This window comes from Sphingobacterium detergens (assembly GCF_003610355.1).
Classification (GTDB): domain Bacteria; phylum Bacteroidota; class Bacteroidia; order Sphingobacteriales; family Sphingobacteriaceae; genus Sphingobacterium; species Sphingobacterium detergens.
This window is the reverse complement of the sequence record NZ_RAPY01000004.1, coordinates 97,767-116,340: the sequence shown is the minus strand read 5'-3', so window position 1 is coordinate 116,340 and position 18,574 is coordinate 97,767. Positions and strand designations below refer to the sequence as shown.

The following is an 18,574-nucleotide window of genomic DNA, read 5'->3' as shown; positions in this document are numbered from 1 at the left end:
ATCATCTTAAAATATTTACCAGAATATGAAAGTTGCCAAACAATCAAATAAAGCAATTATTGTATATTAGCCAAATGACAGAATACGCGGCAATTTTTGATATGGACGGGGTTATAAGCCACACAAATCCCTTTCATGCAGAAGCTTTCAGAGCTTTTTTTAAAAACCATAACGTACAGCAGGCTACTGAAGAAGAATTCGAACAGCATATGTATGGCAAACACAACAGCTATATCATGCAACATTTTTTTCAACGTCCGATCTCTCCTGAAGAGTTACGTACGCTTGAGTTTGAAAAAGAGCAGCTTTTTAGGGTCATCTATAAAGAACATGTTGCCCCTATTAAAGGCTTGATCGAATTTCTGAAAGATTTAAAAGACAAGGGCTTCAAACTTGCGGTGGCAACATCGGCTCCTAAAGAAAATATGGATCTGATTTTGGATGAACTAAAGATCCGGGATCTTTTCTCATCAACGTTGAGCAGCGAGGATGTAAAACTGCACAAACCTCATCCCGAAGTTTATTTGAAATCAGCGGAAAATCTGGGTATGCCAATTGAAAAATGCATTGTGTTTGAAGATTCTTTTTCGGGCATTACAGCGGCACAGAATGCGGGAATGAAAGTTGTTGCCGTATTGTCAACGCACAAAAAGGAGGAGCTCCCGACTAGCGATACGTATATCAGAAACTACACTGAAATTTCAGTAGCTAATGTGAAGGCTATATTGAAATAGAAAAACCTCCTAATAAAATGATCGATTATTGGACATTAGGATCATTTTAGCAGTGCAGCTTCACATTACACATAAGAACTATTACAAGGGTTTATAAAAAAACAAGGGCTTCCAAAAGAAGCCCTTGTTTTTGCTAGTCTCTTTTGAGACCAAACTTTTCAATCTTACTATAGAGATGACTCCGTTGTATATCCAGATCATCTGCAGTCTTGGAAACATTCCAGTTATTTTTCTCCAATTTATATTTTATAAATTCTTTTTCCGCATGATCCTTATAATCTTGGAAAGAGTCAAACGAATCCATATCTAGGCCGTAATTCACCGTCCCCTTTTCGTGGGCAATTCCATTTACCGGTTCACGTGAAGGATTAGCAAATGCGACAACATCCTTATCGGTAATAGATTTATCACTCAAAATAATAAGTCGTTCAATCATATTACGCAATTCACGAATATTTCCTGTCCATGGAAGATGGCTTAATTCTCTCATCGCCGCATTTGTAATTTCCTTTACAGGAATACCATATTCCATACATATTTCTTCACAAAAGTTTGTTGAAAGCAATGGAATATCATCAACACGATCTATCAGCGCTGGCACATGGATTAAAATCACCGAGAGGCGATGATATAAGTCCATTCTAAAATTGCCGTCTTCAATTTCCTTTAACAAATCTTTATTGGTCGCAGCTACAACACGTACATTGACATCAATCTCTTTGTCACCACCAACTCTGGTTATTTTATGTTCCTGTAAAGCACGCAACACTTTGGCCTGAGCGGAAAGGCTCATATCACCGATCTCGTCCAAAAACAATGTCCCACCACTCGCCTGTTCAAATTTACCGATACGTTGTTTAATTGCTGAAGTAAATGATCCTTTTTCATGTCCAAACAATTCTGATTCGATCAATTCTGAAGGAATGGCAGCACAGTTTACTTCAATCAATGGCGCTTGTGAACGATTTGATTTCTCATGCAACCAACGGGCCACAAGCTCTTTACCTGAACCATTTGCACCGGTAATCAGAACTCTCGCTTCTGTTGGAGCCACACGATCTATCGTCTCTTTGATACGTTTAATTGCACCCGACTCCCCTAATATATCTTTGGTTTTTGAGCTGCTTACTTTTCGTTTTAATACTTTGGTTTCAGTGACAAGAGAACTTTTATCCAGCGCATTCCGAACCGTAATGAGCAATCGGTTTAGATCCAGTGGTTTTTCCAAAAAGTCAAAAGCTCCTTTTTTTGCTGCCTCAACCGCGGTTTCAATCGTTCCATGGCCAGAGATCATTATAAAAGGAATATCTGGACTACTCTGATGTGCCTCAGATAACACTTCCATCCCGTCCATATTATTCATCTTGATATCACACAGAACCAAGTTGACCTTTTCTTTTTTTAAGATCTCCAATCCATCACGACCATTGTCAACATCTAAAATCGTATAATCTTCGTATTCTAAGATATCACGCAAAGAGCTTCTGATGGCGCGTTCATCGTCAATGATTAAAATTGTACTCATAAATTCAGCGTTATGCTATTTTCAATTACGGAAATCAATATAAGGTTTTTTTAGCAATTAGCGAAAAAGAAGCAAACCTTGTAAGCCGGGTTCTGTAGACCACCGAAGTGGAATTTCTATCATTTATCTAGATTTGCCATCGCTGACAAACTCAATCAACCTACCCATTACGAATTCCAATAAATTGAAAGAAGACGAGCAGCCTTCGGATTTCGCAACCTATTTGGTCTTTCAACACACGAGGTTTACCGTAATATATGTTACCATACAAGACCGTAAGCTCTTACCTTACGTTTTCACCCTTACTCCGAAAAGCGGTATATTTTCTGTGGCACTTTCTGTCTGCTATTTAAAATAACATCCTTCCCGTTAGGAAGCGTGTCGCTCTATGTTGCCCGGACTTTCCTCTCCTCCCAAAAAGAGCAGCGATAGAACCAGTTTGCTTCTGTGCAAAAGTAGCGATTTTACTTGGATAAACAGCCAATTTCTTTACAATTTCAACAAAGCTGGGCATAAGGCTTTACCCATCTCAAAAATTACGCAACACTCTTGCGTAGATAAGATAAAGTTTTTGTATTTTCATCTAAACTTGCATCAACAAAACATGGCATTAAACAAACTCGCACTGATCCGCTACAAAACAATAGATAACTGTCTTCGGTTAAGACATCGTAAGTGGACTTTAGAAGACTTAATGGAAAAGGTTTCTGATGCCCTCTATGAGTTTGAAGGCATCAAGAATGGCATAAGTAAACGCACTGTTCAGGGCGATATACAGTTGATGCGCAGTAATAAATTAGGTTATAATGCGCCTATTGTTGTCACACATCGTAAGTTTTATACTTACGAAGACCCAAATTATAGTATAAGCAACTCGCCTATTTCGGTTGGCGATATGCAAAAAATGAAGGAAGCTGTAGAGGTCTTAAAACATGTCAGCGGCTTTTCGAGTTTTGATGAAATGAGCGATATTGTAGCACGCCTTGAGGATAGTATTCATACTAAAAAAGATAATCAACCTTCCATTATCCAAATGGAGAGCAATAATCTTTTGAAAGGCTTATCATTTATTAGCGAGCTCCATCAGGCTATTCGTGAAAAAACACCACTTCTAATAGGCTATCAATCTTTTAAAGCACTACAAAAACAAGATCTGGTATTCTCCCCCTACCTATTAAAAGAATACCGTAATCGTTGGTTTCTCATTGGGCACCACAGAAAAAGCGAGGGATTAATGACACTTGCTTTAGATCGGATCGAAACAATAGAGGAAATGGGAAAAAATTCGTATAAAGAATATACAGGGGTAGATTTTGAACGTTACTATTCCGATACAATTGGAGTCACAAAAACGCATAAAGATCGCGGCCATCGTGTTATTCTGGAAATAAATGCAAGAAATGCTCCTTATGTAGAAACCAAGCCTATCCATCCTTCTCAACAGATCCTGGATAAAAAAGACGACGGCTCCTTATTAATTCGTCTTGATGTTGTCCTGAACTTTGAACTGGAGCGGGAAATTTTAGGATTTGGTGAAGCGATCAAGGTGATTGCTCCACGCAATTTACAAAGTCGGATAAGGCAACGTTTGGTTGCTGCAGCTCAATTATATCCTGATCGTTCGGAAAAGTCAACTGATACTGCATAGAATCACTGAGCTTCTAACCGTTTTTCGTAAAAGTCTGGATTTAATTATATCGAGCTTCTGATCGATCCTCAGTTCAGCTTCAAAACATTTTTCGGTAAAACCAGAGATTGACCTGAAACCAATAAGCTGTATTGTTAGTAAACAGGTAGTCACTGTATTTATAAAACACCACGGCACTGCAACCAAATGATATCGGGTTGATGGACTCTAAATAGCTTGTGCAATCGCATAACCACTTGCCCAGGCCCATTGGAAATTATATCCGCCAAGCCAGCCCGTCACATCGACAGTCTCACCTCCAAAATAAAGACCGGGTATTTTCTTGGATTCTAATGTTTTGCCCTGCAGTTCCGCCGTAGAAACACCGCCGCGCATCACCTCGGCTTTATCATAGCCCTTATCACCTGCGGGCTTGACCTTAAAACGGTGAACCGTATCTACAATCGACTTAGCGTCAGCTTTGCTCAAAGATGCTATTTTGATATCCAATGTAAGGAATTTGCCAAGCGCATCCACCAGTTTTCGACTAAAATAGTCATTCAGCAATTGTGAGACCAATCGCTTCCCGCCCTGCTGCCGCTCTTCCTTGATCAACTGTTCCAGATTAAAATTTGGGAGCAAGTCTATCGTAATCTCCTGTCCCGGTTTCCAATAGCTTGATATCTGAAGAATTGCAGGGCCGCTCAACCCCCAGTGCGTAAACAATATATTCTCTTCAAAAGACATATTGGCTGTGGAGACTTTCGAAAATACCGAATTGCCGGCTAGGGAAGTATACCAATCCGCATCTTTACCGGTAATTGTCAATGGTACCAGTGCTGGCGCGGTTTTCACAATTTCTAGTTCAAACTGCTTTGCAACACGCAATCCAAAATCAGATGCGCCTAGTTTTTGAACCGGCAGTCCTCCTGAGGCAATCACCAGCTTCTTAGTTTCATACTGATACGCTCCTTTCGAAGTCTCTACCTGAACGACAAATCCATTGGCGCTCTTTTCAACAGATTTCACAAGCGTATTGAGCGCTATATCCTGTTCAGTTTCATAAAGAATTTTCGAAAATATCGCAACGATATCTTTGGCTTTATTGGTTTCGGGAAACAGTTGTCCTAAGGTCTTTTCCTGTCCTTTAATACCGTATGCTTCGAAAAAATCAATGGTATCCTCGACGGTCCATTGCTTAAATATCCCATGCAAAAAATCTGGATTTTCAGAGATAAAATTAGCAATTGTAGTTCCGGTATTTGTGTAATTGCACCTTCCACCACCTGAAATCAAGATCTTTGCTCCCACCTTATCATTCCGCTCCAATAGCAACGTTTTCTTTCCCAGCAATCCTGCTTGTGTTGCACACATTAAACCACAGGCACCACCACCAATGATAATAGCATCGTATATATCCACAGTCTTATATTAATAAGCAATCAATTGATCTTCAGTTGAAATGACACGTCGTTCTGATTGACTCTGATAGCCAAGCTCGATGATACGAATCACATCTCGCGCCTGCTCCGGTGAAGCGATTAAGGTAGCTTGACCTAAAATAGTATCCGCAACATTTTGATAAAAATCAGGATATGATCCACGTTCCGACGCAATAATTTCCTCGACATCTCTGCCGTCTTCGACAATGTTCAGTTTACCATAAATACTTGGATCCTCTTCGCCCCAATTTGGGTCTTCATCGGGGAACTTACCATCCCGCAATAATGCTTCTTGGGGGTCAACGCCATTTTTTACAAAATTGCCATTCATACCAAAAAGGCGATATCGTGGGGTTGGTTCTTTCGCAAGCATTGATCCTTTTAGCGAAACTCTCAGGTTATCGTAGTACAAGATACAGTCAAAATTGTCAATAGTCTTTGCATGATCACGTTGTACGGCAAGATCTGCAAATACAGCATTCGGCTTTCCAAATAACTGCAAAGCCTGATCGATAAGATGTGGGCCTAAATCGTAAAATATACCCGATCCAGGCAGATTTTCCTCACGCCAGGCATTTGGTCGCAAATAATTCCGGAAACGGTCAAATCTCGATTCCAGATTTACAATCCTACCCAATCGTCCACCTGCTATGATTTTCACGAGTGTACGGAAATCCGAAGTAAATCTCAAATTATGATAAGGGGCAAGCACCAAATTCTTTTCTTTCGCTAAGGCGATCAACTCATCTGCTTGTTCTACCGTATTTGTAAACGGTTTTTCAACAACGACATGTTTTCCTGCCTCCAATGCACGTTTTGCCATTGGATAATGCATATCGTTAGAAGTCGCAACCACGACCAGCTCGATCGTATCATCAGCAAAAATTTCATCAGCAGACAAAGCGATTTCAGCTTGCGGAAAACGCTCTTTCAATAACACCTGTTGCTCAGCCTTACGCGCAGTAACCTTTACAAGGTCCAATGCCGCAATCGAACGCATGACAGGAGCATGAAAAACCTGTCCCGAAATACCAAAGCCTATAAGGCCAACACGAATCTTCCTCATATCATTACATTCTTTCAGGTACACAGATACCCAACAAGCCCATTCCTTTGGCGATAACTTTCGCTGCAGCAGCGGACAGATGTAATCTAAAATTCTTTACATCATTGGCTTCGGCTTTCAATATGCTCTCTTCGTGATAAAATTTATTATATAACTTGGCAACCTCGTAAATGTAATTTGCCAATTGCGCCGGACTAAATTCCTGTGCAGACGCTTCAATAGTTTCAGGAAATGCTCCCAACTGCTGAATCAGATCACGTTCATAAGGCGAAATGGATGTCAGTACGGAAACAGGGCTATTGGCATCAAATTCAGCCTTACTCAATACAGATTTAATACGTGCATGTGTGTATTGGATAAAAGGTCCAGTATGGCCCTGAAAATCTACAGATTCGCTTGGATCAAACAATAGACGTTTCTTTGGATCTACTTTCAATAAAAAGTACTTCAATGCTCCCATCCCTATGGTATTATAAAGTGCAGCCTTGGCGTCTTCAGCTAGACCTTCGGTTTTCCCCAGTTCTTCTGTACGCTCCTGTGCTGTTTTAAGCATTTCGTCCATTAAATCATCAGCATCCACCACTGTTCCCTCACGTGATTTCATTTTACCCGAAGGTAAGTCAACCATACCATAAGATAAGTGGAACAAACCGTCAGCCCATGATTTACCTAGTTTTTTAAGGATCAAAAACAAAACCTTGAAATGGTAATCTTGTTCATTACCGACAACGTAAATAGATTCACTCATTTTGAACTCATCATATTTAAGCTGCGCAGTACCTAAATCCTGTGTAATATAAACTGAAGTACCATCGCCACGGAGTACCAATTTTTGGTCCAGTCCTTCATCTGTCAGATCTATCCAAACAGAGTTGTCTTCTTTCTTAAAGAAAACACCTTTGTCCAGTCCTTCCTGAATGATATCTTTCCCTAAAAGATAGGTATCAGATTCGTAATAATATTTATCAAAGTCTACGCCCAATTGCTTATAGGTTTTTTCAAAACCAGCGTAGACCCAACTGTTCATCGTTTTCCAAAGCGTAATAACCTCTTCGTCTCCTGCCTCCCATTTTTGAAGCATAGACTGAGCCTCCTTCATCAATGGAGCATTCTTTTTTGCTTCATCTTCCGACTGCCCTTCAGCTTTCAATGTTTCAATTTCTTTCTTATACTCCTTATCGAAGAATACATAGTATTTCCCCACAAGGTGGTCACCTTTCATTCCGGTAGATTCAGGCGTTTCTCCCGCACCGAATTTCTGCCAAGCCAGCATGGATTTACAAATATGTATACCACGATCGTTCACCAAATTTGCCTTGATGACTTCGTAACCATAAGCTTTCAAGATTTCAGCGACGGAATAACCTAACAGATTATTTCGGATATGCCCCAAATGCAATGGTTTATTGGTATTTGGCGAAGAATATTCAACCATCAATTTCTTTCCATTCGCTGGGAAAACACCAAAATCTTTGGCAACAATCGTTTCATTCAACAAGGAAACCCAATAGTCATCGGAAAGCACAATATTCAAAAAGCCTTTTATCACATTGAAGTCCGATATTTCAGTTATATGCTGTTGCAAATAGGTACCGATTTCTTTACCTGTTTGCTCTGGAGACGATTTCGAAAAGCGAGTTACGGGAAAAGTTACGATTGTAATCTGCCCTTCAAACTCCTTTCGAGTCGCTTGTAAAGCAATTTGATGTTCTAAAATATCTGCATTGTAAAGCGCTTTAACAGCCTGTACAGTGACTTCAACAAGTCGCCTTTGAATAGAATTTGCCATTTAATGATTTTGTAAATTTTACAACTTCCTGATAGTGAACTGGAAATAAATAACATTCCTTATTTAGGTATTCACCATTAAAGTATATCTTTGCAAAAATAATAAAAAATGCAGAGCTATCAGGAATTTCTTGACTTAAGTGTTGGTTTTCCGCAAGACGGATTCGAAATCATCGACGACGAATTGTATTTCCACGATTTGAATTTAATGGAAATGATAGAAACGTACGGTACGCCGTTACGTTTTACTTATTTGCCTATCGTCAGCAAAAAAATTCAACAAGCGAAAATCTTGTTTCAGACCGCTATTCTGAAGCACAACTATCGTGGATCTTACAAATACTGTTATTGCACCAAATCTTCCCATTTCAAGCACATCGTAGAAGAAGCCTTGAAAAATGACATCCACCTTGAAACTTCGTCTGCATTTGACATGCCGATGATTGATTCACTGGAGAGACAAGGTACCGTGACAAAAGACATCACAGTCATCTGTAATGGATTTAAAACCTATCAGTACAAACAGTATATTGTTGATATGATCCATGATGGATATAAAAATATTATACCGGTACTGGACAACAAAGAAGAATTCAACCTCTATGATGATGAGATTGAATTGGATGAACCTTGTGCTCTGGGTATTCGCATAGCTTCGGAGGAACAACCAGATTCCCAATTTTATACATCACGACTGGGTATTCGTCAAGAAGATGTTGTAGAATTCTATAATAACAAAATAGCGGACAATCCCAACTTCAAAGTAAAACTACTTCACTTCTTTATCAATTCAGGGATATCAGACACGCCATATTACTGGAATGAGCTGGAAAAATATGTTACCCTCTATTGTAAATTCAAAAAGATAAATCCTGATTTAGATACGTTGGATATCGGTGGCGGAATGCCTTTTAAAGATTCATTGGTACACGATTTTGATTATGAATACATGGTCAACGAAATCGTCAATCGGATCAAACAGATCTGTGCACACCACGAAGTAATGGAACCAGATATCATTACAGAATTTGGCAAATACACCGTTGCTGAAGCATCTGGCATCCTATACAAAGTACTTGGACGTAAGCAACAAAATGACCGCGAGCGCTGGTTTATGATTGATGGATCTTTCATTACAAACTTACCTGACGTTTGGGCATTGAACCAAAAATATATTCTATTACCAATCAACAACTGGGACTCGGAATACGAACGTGTCAATTTGGGTGGAATTACTTGTGATGGCCAAGATTACTACAATCAGGAAGCACATATGAACTCTGTTTTTATGCCTAAAACACGTAAAGTACAATATTTAGGATTCTTCCATACTGGAGCTTACCAAGATGTATTGAGTGGATACGGCGGAATTCATCATTGCCTACTTCCTTCTCCTAAACATGTATTAGTGCGTAGAAATAGAGATGAGACTTTCAACTACGAAGTATTTGGAGAGGAACAAAATTCCAAGCAAGTCATGAAGCTATTGGGTTATCAATAAGATACCCCACCTAAATAAAATGATGCTATAAATTTTAACGTATCTTTTTAGAAAGAAGGTATGCTAATCAATCATAGAGAAAAAGGTCTCGATCTTAGGATCGAGACCTTTTCTTTTAAGTAGCTCCCCGCTTTCTCCAATCATTTGCAATCTAAACTCCCCTTGTCAGACAGCATGTAACCTCCTAACAAGTTATCACTTAATAGGGTCATGATACGGACTTAATAGGAACTTCATTCGGATAAAACCGTGTAAAATACCTATTAGGTCCGTATAATCTCATTATCAAATCCGCGTCAATAATGAAGTTTTTTCCTTGCTGTCTCCGTCCAAATACATCGCTGAATACCAAATCTAGTGTAGTAATATTCCTTATACATCAGTTTGCAAAAAAATAAAGCAGGCCCCTTATATAGAGACCTGCTCGCCGTGTATTTTCCGTTATTTTATTATGATTTTCCTTAAGAGATTCGGTTGTGGTTCTTTTTTATTTTGCCACCCAGGTATTAAAGAATTTCAGAACCTTTTCCTCATCGTAGCTTTTTCCTTTCTCCAGACTACCGCTTTCCTGTACATGAAGTGTCTTTCCATTCTTATCCAATATAATAAAAAATGGATAACCTAATTTACTGCCTTCAGGTGCATACTTTTGAAAAACCGCCTCATTCTTGTTCTCTTTCGAATAATTTAGGTGATAATAGAGAAAACGACTTTTTAACAATTTGTCTACGCTCGCCGTTTTATGAATATAATCATTAAACCGCAGACACCATACACACCAATTCCCTCCAGCTTGAATAACGATATTCTTTTTTTCCTTCTTAGCCAATTGCAGCAGGCCATCGATATCTTTTTGTGCGTCTGCTTCTGGATTATAAGGCTTTGAAAGCTCATCCTGAGTTTTTGAAACTTCCTGAGCGACTACACTTGAATGTACGAATTGGCTTCCCAAGAATACGCCGATTCCAAAAAACAATAATTTAATCCTTCTCATTATCCAACAAATTATTTATATGATTTAAAATTACAAAATCATTTTACCAAACCAAAACATAAGCCTATTATAATGGTTAAACAGTATATAGTTCTTCGCTACAAAACAACAAAGAATATACAACAAGGCCATAGAAATGATGTTATCTCAAATTATTTTAAAAACATCAAAAAAGTGATAATGAATTATTAAAAAACATAGATAACAAAACAAAACAAAACAAAAACAAACATGTGTTATTTTTGTGTTTTTTTATAAAATTCCTTTAAAAATCCATAAATATACCATAACTTAGTATAATTGGGTTACATAGACAAATAAAAGAGACAGTAACTTAAGACCAAAAACGAAACAAAATGAAACAAGAAGAATTCAAAAGGTCAAAATTAATAGAAAGAGTAAAAGACACAAGCGAGTGGGATGTTATTGTCATAGGAGGCGGAGCAAGTGGCTTGGGTGTTGCATTGGATGCATTGAGCAGAGGATTCAAAACGATATTATTGGAACAGGTTGATTTTGCGAAAGGCACCTCGAGCAAAGCGACAAAACTCGTTCATGGAGGTGTCCGCTATCTCGCTCAGGGCGATATATCTCTTGTAAGGGAAGCTCTTCATGAGCGCGGGCTCCTACAGCAAAACGCTCCACATTTAGTTAAAAATCAATCTTTCGTGATCCCTAATTACAGCTGGTTTGACGGTCCCTTCTATACCATCGGCATGAAAATATATGATTTTTTAGCCGGCAAATTGAGCTTAGGAAAATCCATACATATCAATAAGGAGGAAACACAACGTCGAATCAGTACAGTCAGAACAAAAGGACTCTATGGCGGTGTTGTTTATCAGGATGGTCAATTTGACGACTCAAGACTCGCTGTCAATGTAGCGCAGACCTGTATTCAAATGGGCGGCGTAGCACTTAATTATATGCGGGTAACTAATCTAACCAAAAACGGCATTGGTAAAGTTAACGGTGTTATCGCGCAAGATACTGATACAGGAGAAGTTTTCACGATTCAGGGTAAAGCGATTATCAATGCGACAGGGATCTTTGTTGATGATATCCTCAAAATGGATAAACCCGAAGCAAAACAAATGGTGAGACCGAGCCAGGGTGTACACCTTGTTTTTGACAAATCTTTTCTCCCGGGGGATGACGCAATCATGATACCAAAAACAGATGATGGCCGTGTCCTTTTTCTTGTCCCCTGGCACAATCGTGTCATCGCAGGAACCACAGACACACCTATTGACGAACATAGCCTGGAACCAATAGCGCTAGAGAAAGAGATCGAATTTATCTTAAAAACTGCTGGGCGTTACCTCACTAAACAGCCAACCCGTCAGGATGCATTAGCCGTATTTGCTGGTCTTCGACCGTTGGCGGCTCCAACAGGAAATTCCAACAAAACCAAAGAAATCTCCCGAAGTCATAAAGTAATTGTCAGCGACTCAAATTTACTAACTTTGACTGGAGGAAAATGGACTACCTTTCGCAGAATGGGACAAGACACCGTTGATAAAGCAATTAAAATTGGCTGTTTGCCAAAAAAGGAAAGTACCTCAGCAACACAAAAAATCTATAGCGCTATTCCTACAACTGATAGAAGTAACCACATGTATATTTATGGCTCCGACCAGGAGGCAATCCGTGCGCTTGCACAAGAAAATCCGGTATGGGGTGAAAAATTAGTTGAACATTTGGAATTTAAAAAAGCAGAGGTATTATGGGCCGTGCGAAACGAACTCGCACAGACCGTGGAAGATGTACTTTCACGTCGTGTACGCATCCTATTTCTTGATGCAAAAGCAGCAATTACCGCTGCTCCGGAAGTCGCCAGCATACTCGCTCAAGAATTAGGTAAAGACGAAAACTGGCAAAAAAATCAGATAGAAAATTTCGAGAAAGTTGCAAAAAATTATATCTTAAACTAATAGAAAATAACCAGCAGTAATCAGATTATGGAACAACAATACATCTTGGCGATGGATCAGGGTACAACAAGCTCCAGAGCCATTATTTTTGATAAGGACAGAAATATCGTTTCAATTGCGCAAAAAGAATTTACACAAATCTTTCCACAACCAGGATGGGTAGAACATGACCCACATGAAATCTGGTCCACGCAAGCAGGTGTCACTGCCGAAGCCACAACGAAAGCCGGACTGAATGGTAAAAATATCGCTGCCATTGGAATAACCAATCAACGGGAAACGATTGTTGTCTGGGAAAAAGAAAGCGGTAGACCAATCTATAATGCTATTGTATGGCAAGATAAGCGCACAGCAGATTACTGTGATGAGCTCCGTAAATCTGGCAAACATGAAATGATACAGAAAAAAACAGGGCTCATCCTTGACCCTTATTTTTCAGCAACAAAAATAAAGTGGATTCTTGATCATGTGGACGGAGCAAGAGAAAAAGCCAAAAACGGAGAGCTGATCTGTGGCACCATTGACACTTGGTTGGTATGGAATCTGACACGCGGGGATGTTCATATTACCGATGTTACCAATGCCTCCCGTACACTTTTATTCAATATACATACGATGGATTGGGATACGGAGCTTCTTGAATTATTCGACATTCCGGCTTCTATGTTACCAGAAGTTAAGGAAAGCAGCGAAATATACGGCGAGTCGAGAACAACGATTTTTGCTCATAAAGTTAGAATTGCAGGGATTGCAGGAGATCAGCAAGCAGCTCTTTTTGGTCAGCAATGCATAGAAAAAGGAATGGTAAAAAACACCTACGGTACTGGATGTTTTATGTTAATGAATATTGGTGATAAGCCAATCGTGTCCAAAAACAACTTATTGACAACCGTAGCCTGGAAGATCAACGGTAAAACAGAATATGCATTAGAGGGAAGTATATTTATTGGTGGTGCATTGGTCCAATGGTTACGGGACAACCTTAATATTATCTACAAATCTGCAGATATTGAGCAATTGGCACTTTCCGAAAAAGACAATGGCGGAGTAACATTTATCCCAACTTTCGCTGGACTGGGAGCGCCTTATTGGAACGCCAGAGCTCAAGGCACTATATTTGGATTAACACGGGCAACAACAAATGGACATATTGCCAGAGCTTCGCTAGAGGCAATTTCGCTCCAAACAAGAGATGTTTTACAGGCAATGGAAGCTGACAGTGGAATACCGATCAAGGAGCTGCGTGTGGATGGTGGAGCAACAGCAAACAATCTTTTAATGCAGATCCAAGCGAATGTATTGGGCAGTAATGTTATCAGACCCAAAATTACTGAAACAACAGCATTGGGAGCAGCCTACCTAGCAGGACTGGCTGTCGGCTTCTGGAAAAATGAAGAAGAGCTTTCAAAATTTTGGGCACAGGACCGTCTCTTTGAACCCGAAAAAGAACAAGAAGAACAAACCCAGAAAATTATTAAACAATGGACCAAAGGCGTTAAAGCATTACAATTCTGGACAGAAAACTAACCAATACTTATGAACCATTATTTAGCTGAATTTATCGGAACCACGCTCCTCCTACTCCTTGGGAACGGTGTTGTTGCAAATGTCATATTAAAAGGAACAAAAGGGGAAAATAGCGGTTGGATTGTCATTACAACCGCATGGGCCCTCGCCGTCTATGTTGGAGTAGTCTTTGCAGGGCCTTACACCGGTGCTCACCTTAATCCAGCGGTAACAATTGCGATGGCACTTAACAACGCGCTCACCTGGACAGAGGTTCCTGGTTATATTCTCGCCCAAATTGCAGGTGGATTTTGTGGGGCATTTTTAACTTACATTATACACAAAGATCATTTTGACGCTACAGCCGATCCGACCACAAAATTAGGTGTTTTCGCCACCATCCCAAATATTAGAAACACGTCAACAAATCTAGCCAGTGAAATCATTGGAACGTTCGTCTTAATCTTTGTTATCTTCTTTATAACAGGTCAAGATGTTACGATCAATGGAAAGACTGAGCCTATCGGGATGGGATCTCTAGGCGCTATACCGGTTGCTTTTTTAGTTTGGGCTATTGGCTTGTCATTAGGAGGCACAACAGGCTATGCGATTAATCCTGCCAGAGATTTTGGACCACGCTTATTTCACGCGCTCTGGCCAATTAAAGGAAAAGGAAGTTCTGACTGGTCATACGCCTGGATACCTATTATTGGACCGATCATTGGCGCGATCTTAGCATTTGTACTCTATACTTTAATAAAATAATAAAGGGATTCAATATTGAATCCCTTTATTATTTTATACTCGTTTTGGTTTTCGATGACCATATTCACGATCCCGCTCAAAAGTATTCATATGTCTTTCTTTTTTCACAGGATAAACATCTTCAATAACAATCAAAATCCCCTTTTCTTCAACAGTACCAAACTCATCATTTCGAGCTGTACCAAAAGACTTCATCGTTGGGGACAGGTTCATGTAAGTATTTATTAATGGCGGAATATTTTCCCCCAATGCTCTTACGTGACTGTTTAATATTTTATATCCTTCTTTATAATCTAACCCATCAAAAACGCCAACAAAACGATCATAGTCATTTTTGATTTCCAAATCAGGCAACGGAGTTACCAACTTATCCTGATCAGGAAAATAGTAATCCATGAAGTAAAGCAACATATCCCGTGCATCCTTATTATAATGTGGATACATCGTCACTTTCCCAAAAAGGTACTTAATTTCAGGATTAAGCATCACCAAAGCGCCCAAGCCATCCCATAAGTTATCTAAAGAAAAGATGCCTTTTCTATTGTCAATTGCTGGTTGATATCTAGGCTGAACAAAAGACCGCCCGAGTTCAATGGTATACGGCAAATAATCTTTCGTAAACTGATCTGAGAACTGAAAATAATGGGCCGTAGATAAATTAGGAATACCATTTGTTTCTCCGGCTGCTGTACATTTAATCACACGATAACCTGCAACGACTTCCTCATCTTCAGGATTCCATGCGATCAATTGATCATAACAATCATCACATGTATCATTTTCATCAATATCGATTGAAAGCCCTGTACCTCCTCCTGCGCCACGGAATGTCAACTCTCGTAACCGTCCAATTTCGCGCATAGCATTGGGCGAGTTATGATAGTTGATTAAGTATATCTCGTTATTTCCATTGTTGGTATAGCGTAAGAAAACGTCCTTGTTCAATTCGGCTTTCAATAGTTCTCTATCAACTGGAGGTATAATTTCTTGCATAAATTCTATTTTTCTTGAGCTAATCCATAAACCCTTCTTTTCACTTCTTCAGCCCAAGTCTTTTCGTTTTTTGATTGATCAAACGCTGTATAAGGGATTCTCTTTCCTACTATAATGTTAACAGTGTGCCCGCGCTGGGCAAACATTTCATCGGGTAAATATAACATTTCAATGTTTACCTTAAGACCTATTTTTTGTCTAAGCCTTGCAAAATTATAAAAAAACTTAGAGTTTTTGCCGTCAATAAGTACTGGAATGATATCTTTTTTATATTTTTTCGCTTTGCTAATAAAACTTTTTTTCCATTCCAGGTCTTCAATACGCCCATCTTTCTGCTTTCTGGAAACCAAGCCCGCGGGGAATACAAGCAAGGCATCATCTGCCCCGTACGCTTCCTCTATTGCTGAAATAGCCTGTTTACCCTGGCCGCCTAGTTTATTTACACCTACAAATAAAGGCCTCAAATTACCTATATTTAATAAGATATCATTAACCAAAAATTTCACATCCCGACGGTGCTTTCCTATCGCATGCATAAAGGCGATACCGTCCAAACCTCCCAAAGGGTGATTGGATGCAAAAATCACAGGATCAGACTCCGGAATATTTTCTGCGCCATATAAATTCACAGTCACCCCCAAATCATTGATTAACGCATCAACAAAATCTAGTCCTTGCAAATCAGCAAAACGTGTCATGATATCATTTATCTCATCCTCATGAATGGTTCTTTTAAGATAGTTCAACAGGAAGGAAGGAATCCACTTTGCTAATCCCGCATTTTTTTTGTGAATAACCTCACGTATATCAATAAATTTTTTATTCTCACTCGTAACCATCAATCTTATTTTTCTGAAAAAAACTAGCCGCCCTTCATTTAAGTATAACTCAAATTGCGGACAAAAATACTAACAGAATGCTAATAAAAGTACAATTTTAAACATTAAAATTGTACTTATTTGCAATAATGTGATTACTTGCTTTCAATTTATTCTCCAAACACAAAAAAGTCCTTGCCCTCTTAAAGATTCTGATCTACAAAAATTTCCCTTTCACATCATTTTTTTTATTAAGTTTGGATATGTTAATAGGACAATTTCTTTCAAACGCAGATTTCAGCATTCAAAAAGCTGATTCAATACAGCAGGCACTGGAAAAACTACAAGACATGCTTTGTAAAGAATTGGTTGTTTTAAATGGGGATGAATATATTGGATTCGTCAATGAGTCTATTTTACTGGATGCCGATAATGACGCAGCTCCAATCTCCTCCATTAAAATTAACACAGCACCAATACAGCTTAGATTTAACCAACATCCCTATGATGCATTGGTCATGACAACAGTATATAATAGTTCCTTAGTCCCTATTTTGGATCAAGATAACAAATATATTGGGGTTTCTACACAATTGGATATTTTAAAGGCAATTTCATTAATCCAATCGCAAAATGAATCTGGTGCTATTATCGTATTGTCAATTGGATTACATGACTTTTCATTATCTCAGATTGCACATCTGGTAGAGAGTGACAACTGTAGGATCCTCAATTGTGCGACAAAAATAAATCTCGAAAGTGACTCGATTGAAGTCACCTTGAAGGTAGACAAATCCAATATCAACGCGCTACTTAATTCATTCTTAAGGCATAATTATATAATTATGGAGACACACAATACTGTTGCCGCATTTGATGATACCGCCGATCGTTATCAGCAGCTTATGAATTACATCAATATTTAATTAATTAAGATTAGTTTTTTTCTCATCTTTGCCCCATAAATTCAAAAATATGAGAATTGCGATATATGGACGAGAGTTTCAACCCTCCGTTATAGCACATGTGAAGCACTTATTTAAATATCTCGTTGGCAAAAACGTTGATATTTGGGTTTATGACCCTTTTTATAAGTTCTTGACAACGCAGTTTGAATGTGGTTTTAGTTTTCCTACTTATCATAAGTATGAGCAAATTAAAGACAATGTTGATCTCATGCTAAGTTTAGGTGGTGATGGAACAATGTTGTCAGCAGTATCGCTCATTAAAGACTCTGGTATTCCCATTGCAGGAATTAACTTTGGCCGCTTAGGCTTTTTGGCTTCCATTAATAAAAATGACTTTGAACATGCCGTAGACGATATTTTAAACAATCGTTATGATATCCAAAAACGTGTTCTCCTGTCGGTAGAATCTGAACAGATCAATTTGTTCCAAGGTAATCATTATGCCCTTAACGATATTACAGTATTTCGTTATGATAGCTCCGCAATGATCACAGTCAATGCACGGATTAATGGTGAACTACTCAATTCCTATTGGGCAGATGGATTGATTATCGCCACTCCTACCGGTTCCACAGCATACTCGCTGAGCTGTGGGGGTCCGATCATTATGCCGGAAAGCGGGAATTTTGTCATTACACCGATTTCACCACATAACCTTAACGTCAGACCGATCGTTATTTCAAATCAATTCACACTGGAACTTGAAATCGAGAGCCGAAGCAATCAATACATACTCAGTTGTGACTCAAAAAATGAGTCTATCGATACTTCAGTAAAATTGACAATTAAACAAGCTCCATTTACGATTAATCTAATTCGTCTTCCGCACGAAAGCTTTTTTAGCACATTAAGAGAAAAACTGCTTTGGGGTATCGATGTGAGAAACTACTAATCTTTATCATATTGTACTTCT

Annotated in this window: 15 protein-coding genes and 1 other RNA gene; 8 read left to right on the top strand and 8 right to left on the bottom strand. The window is 38.9% G+C overall.

The window, feature by feature from the left end; translation table 11 throughout:
• The first annotated feature begins 74 nt into the window (after positions 1–74).
• On the top strand, positions 75–734 hold the full coding sequence (locus DFQ12_RS19040; RefSeq protein WP_120260644.1) for an HAD family hydrolase: 660 nt from the start codon (positions 75–77) through the stop codon (positions 732–734).
• A 133-nt stretch (positions 735–867) separates the two neighbouring features.
• On the opposite strand, the gene DFQ12_RS19035 is transcribed toward DFQ12_RS19040, so the two are convergent.
• On the bottom strand, positions 868–2,259 hold the full coding sequence (locus DFQ12_RS19035; RefSeq protein WP_120260643.1) for a sigma-54-dependent transcriptional regulator: 1,392 nt from the start codon (positions 2,257–2,259) through the stop codon (positions 868–870).
• Between the two features lie 65 nt (positions 2,260–2,324).
• An RNA gene (gene rnpB, locus DFQ12_RS19030) (RNase P RNA component class A) lies at positions 2,325–2,704 on the bottom strand.
• 159 nt (positions 2,705–2,863) lie between these two features.
• On the opposite strand from rnpB, the gene DFQ12_RS19025 reads away from it, so the two are divergent.
• Positions 2,864–3,907, top strand: a complete 1,044-nt coding sequence (locus tag DFQ12_RS19025; protein WP_120260642.1) for a helix-turn-helix transcriptional regulator — start codon at positions 2,864–2,866, stop codon at positions 3,905–3,907.
• Positions 3,908–4,114: 207 nt separating this feature from the next.
• Here the strand turns inward: DFQ12_RS19025 and DFQ12_RS19020 are convergent, their stop codons facing one another.
• The 3 genes from DFQ12_RS19020 to argS are packed head-to-tail and all read right to left on the bottom strand — an operon-like array spanning position 4,115 to position 8,183.
• Positions 4,115–5,302, bottom strand: a complete 1,188-nt coding sequence (locus tag DFQ12_RS19020) for a BaiN/RdsA family NAD(P)/FAD-dependent oxidoreductase (RefSeq protein ID WP_120261006.1) — start codon at positions 5,300–5,302, stop codon at positions 4,115–4,117.
• Between the two features lie 15 nt (positions 5,303–5,317).
• Positions 5,318–6,394 (bottom strand): oxidoreductase, encoded by a 1,077-nt coding sequence (locus DFQ12_RS19015; RefSeq protein WP_120260641.1) that lies wholly within the window; start codon positions 6,392–6,394, stop codon positions 5,318–5,320.
• A 4-nt stretch (positions 6,395–6,398) separates the two neighbouring features.
• A complete protein-coding gene (gene argS / locus DFQ12_RS19010; RefSeq protein ID WP_120260640.1) occupies positions 6,399–8,183 on the bottom strand; it encodes an arginine--tRNA ligase in 1,785 nt (594 codons plus the stop codon).
• A 108-nt stretch (positions 8,184–8,291) separates the two neighbouring features.
• Between argS and DFQ12_RS19005 the strand changes: the two genes are divergently transcribed.
• Positions 8,292–9,683 carry an arginine decarboxylase gene (locus DFQ12_RS19005; protein ID WP_120260639.1) on the top strand — a complete coding sequence of 464 codons (1,392 nt, stop codon included), beginning with the start codon at positions 8,292–8,294 and terminating at the stop codon, positions 9,681–9,683.
• A gap of 487 nt (positions 9,684–10,170) precedes the next feature.
• Here the strand turns inward: DFQ12_RS19005 and DFQ12_RS19000 are convergent, their stop codons facing one another.
• Positions 10,171–10,677: a thioredoxin family protein gene (locus DFQ12_RS19000; RefSeq protein WP_120260638.1), complete on the bottom strand. Its 507-nt coding sequence runs from the start codon at positions 10,675–10,677 to the stop codon at positions 10,171–10,173.
• A 356-nt stretch (positions 10,678–11,033) separates the two neighbouring features.
• On the opposite strand from DFQ12_RS19000, the gene DFQ12_RS18995 reads away from it, so the two are divergent.
• The 3 genes from DFQ12_RS18995 to DFQ12_RS18985 are packed head-to-tail and all read left to right on the top strand — an operon-like array spanning position 11,034 to position 14,882.
• Complete coding sequence (locus tag DFQ12_RS18995) at positions 11,034–12,611, top strand: glycerol-3-phosphate dehydrogenase/oxidase (protein WP_120260637.1); 1,578 nt, start codon at positions 11,034–11,036, stop codon at positions 12,609–12,611.
• Between the two features lie 27 nt (positions 12,612–12,638).
• On the top strand, positions 12,639–14,138 hold the full coding sequence (gene glpK, locus DFQ12_RS18990) for a glycerol kinase GlpK (protein ID WP_120260636.1): 1,500 nt from the start codon (positions 12,639–12,641) through the stop codon (positions 14,136–14,138).
• A 9-nt stretch (positions 14,139–14,147) separates the two neighbouring features.
• Complete coding sequence (locus DFQ12_RS18985; RefSeq protein WP_120260635.1) at positions 14,148–14,882, top strand: MIP/aquaporin family protein; 735 nt, start codon at positions 14,148–14,150, stop codon at positions 14,880–14,882.
• A gap of 33 nt (positions 14,883–14,915) precedes the next feature.
• Here the strand turns inward: DFQ12_RS18985 and glsB are convergent, their stop codons facing one another.
• Both glsB and glsA read right to left on the bottom strand, forming a co-directional pair.
• The gene (gene glsB / locus DFQ12_RS18980) at positions 14,916–15,875 is read right to left on the bottom strand and encodes a glycine N(alpha)-acyltransferase GlsB (protein WP_120260634.1); all 960 of its coding nucleotides are present in this window, start codon (positions 15,873–15,875) and stop codon (positions 14,916–14,918) included.
• Positions 15,876–15,880: 5 nt separating this feature from the next.
• Complete coding sequence (gene glsA / locus DFQ12_RS18975; RefSeq protein ID WP_120260633.1) at positions 15,881–16,714, bottom strand: lyso-glycine lipid O-acyltransferase GlsA; 834 nt, start codon at positions 16,712–16,714, stop codon at positions 15,881–15,883.
• A gap of 242 nt (positions 16,715–16,956) precedes the next feature.
• Here glsA and DFQ12_RS18970 point away from each other — a divergent pair, with 242 nt between their 5' ends.
• Together DFQ12_RS18970 and DFQ12_RS18965 are read left to right on the top strand one after the other, a co-directional pair.
• Positions 16,957–17,619: a CBS domain-containing protein gene (locus tag DFQ12_RS18970; RefSeq protein WP_120260632.1), complete on the top strand. Its 663-nt coding sequence runs from the start codon at positions 16,957–16,959 to the stop codon at positions 17,617–17,619.
• 49 nt (positions 17,620–17,668) lie between these two features.
• The gene (locus tag DFQ12_RS18965) at positions 17,669–18,553 is read left to right on the top strand and encodes an NAD kinase (protein ID WP_120260631.1); all 885 of its coding nucleotides are present in this window, start codon (positions 17,669–17,671) and stop codon (positions 18,551–18,553) included.
• Positions 18,554–18,574: the final 21 nt, after the last annotated feature.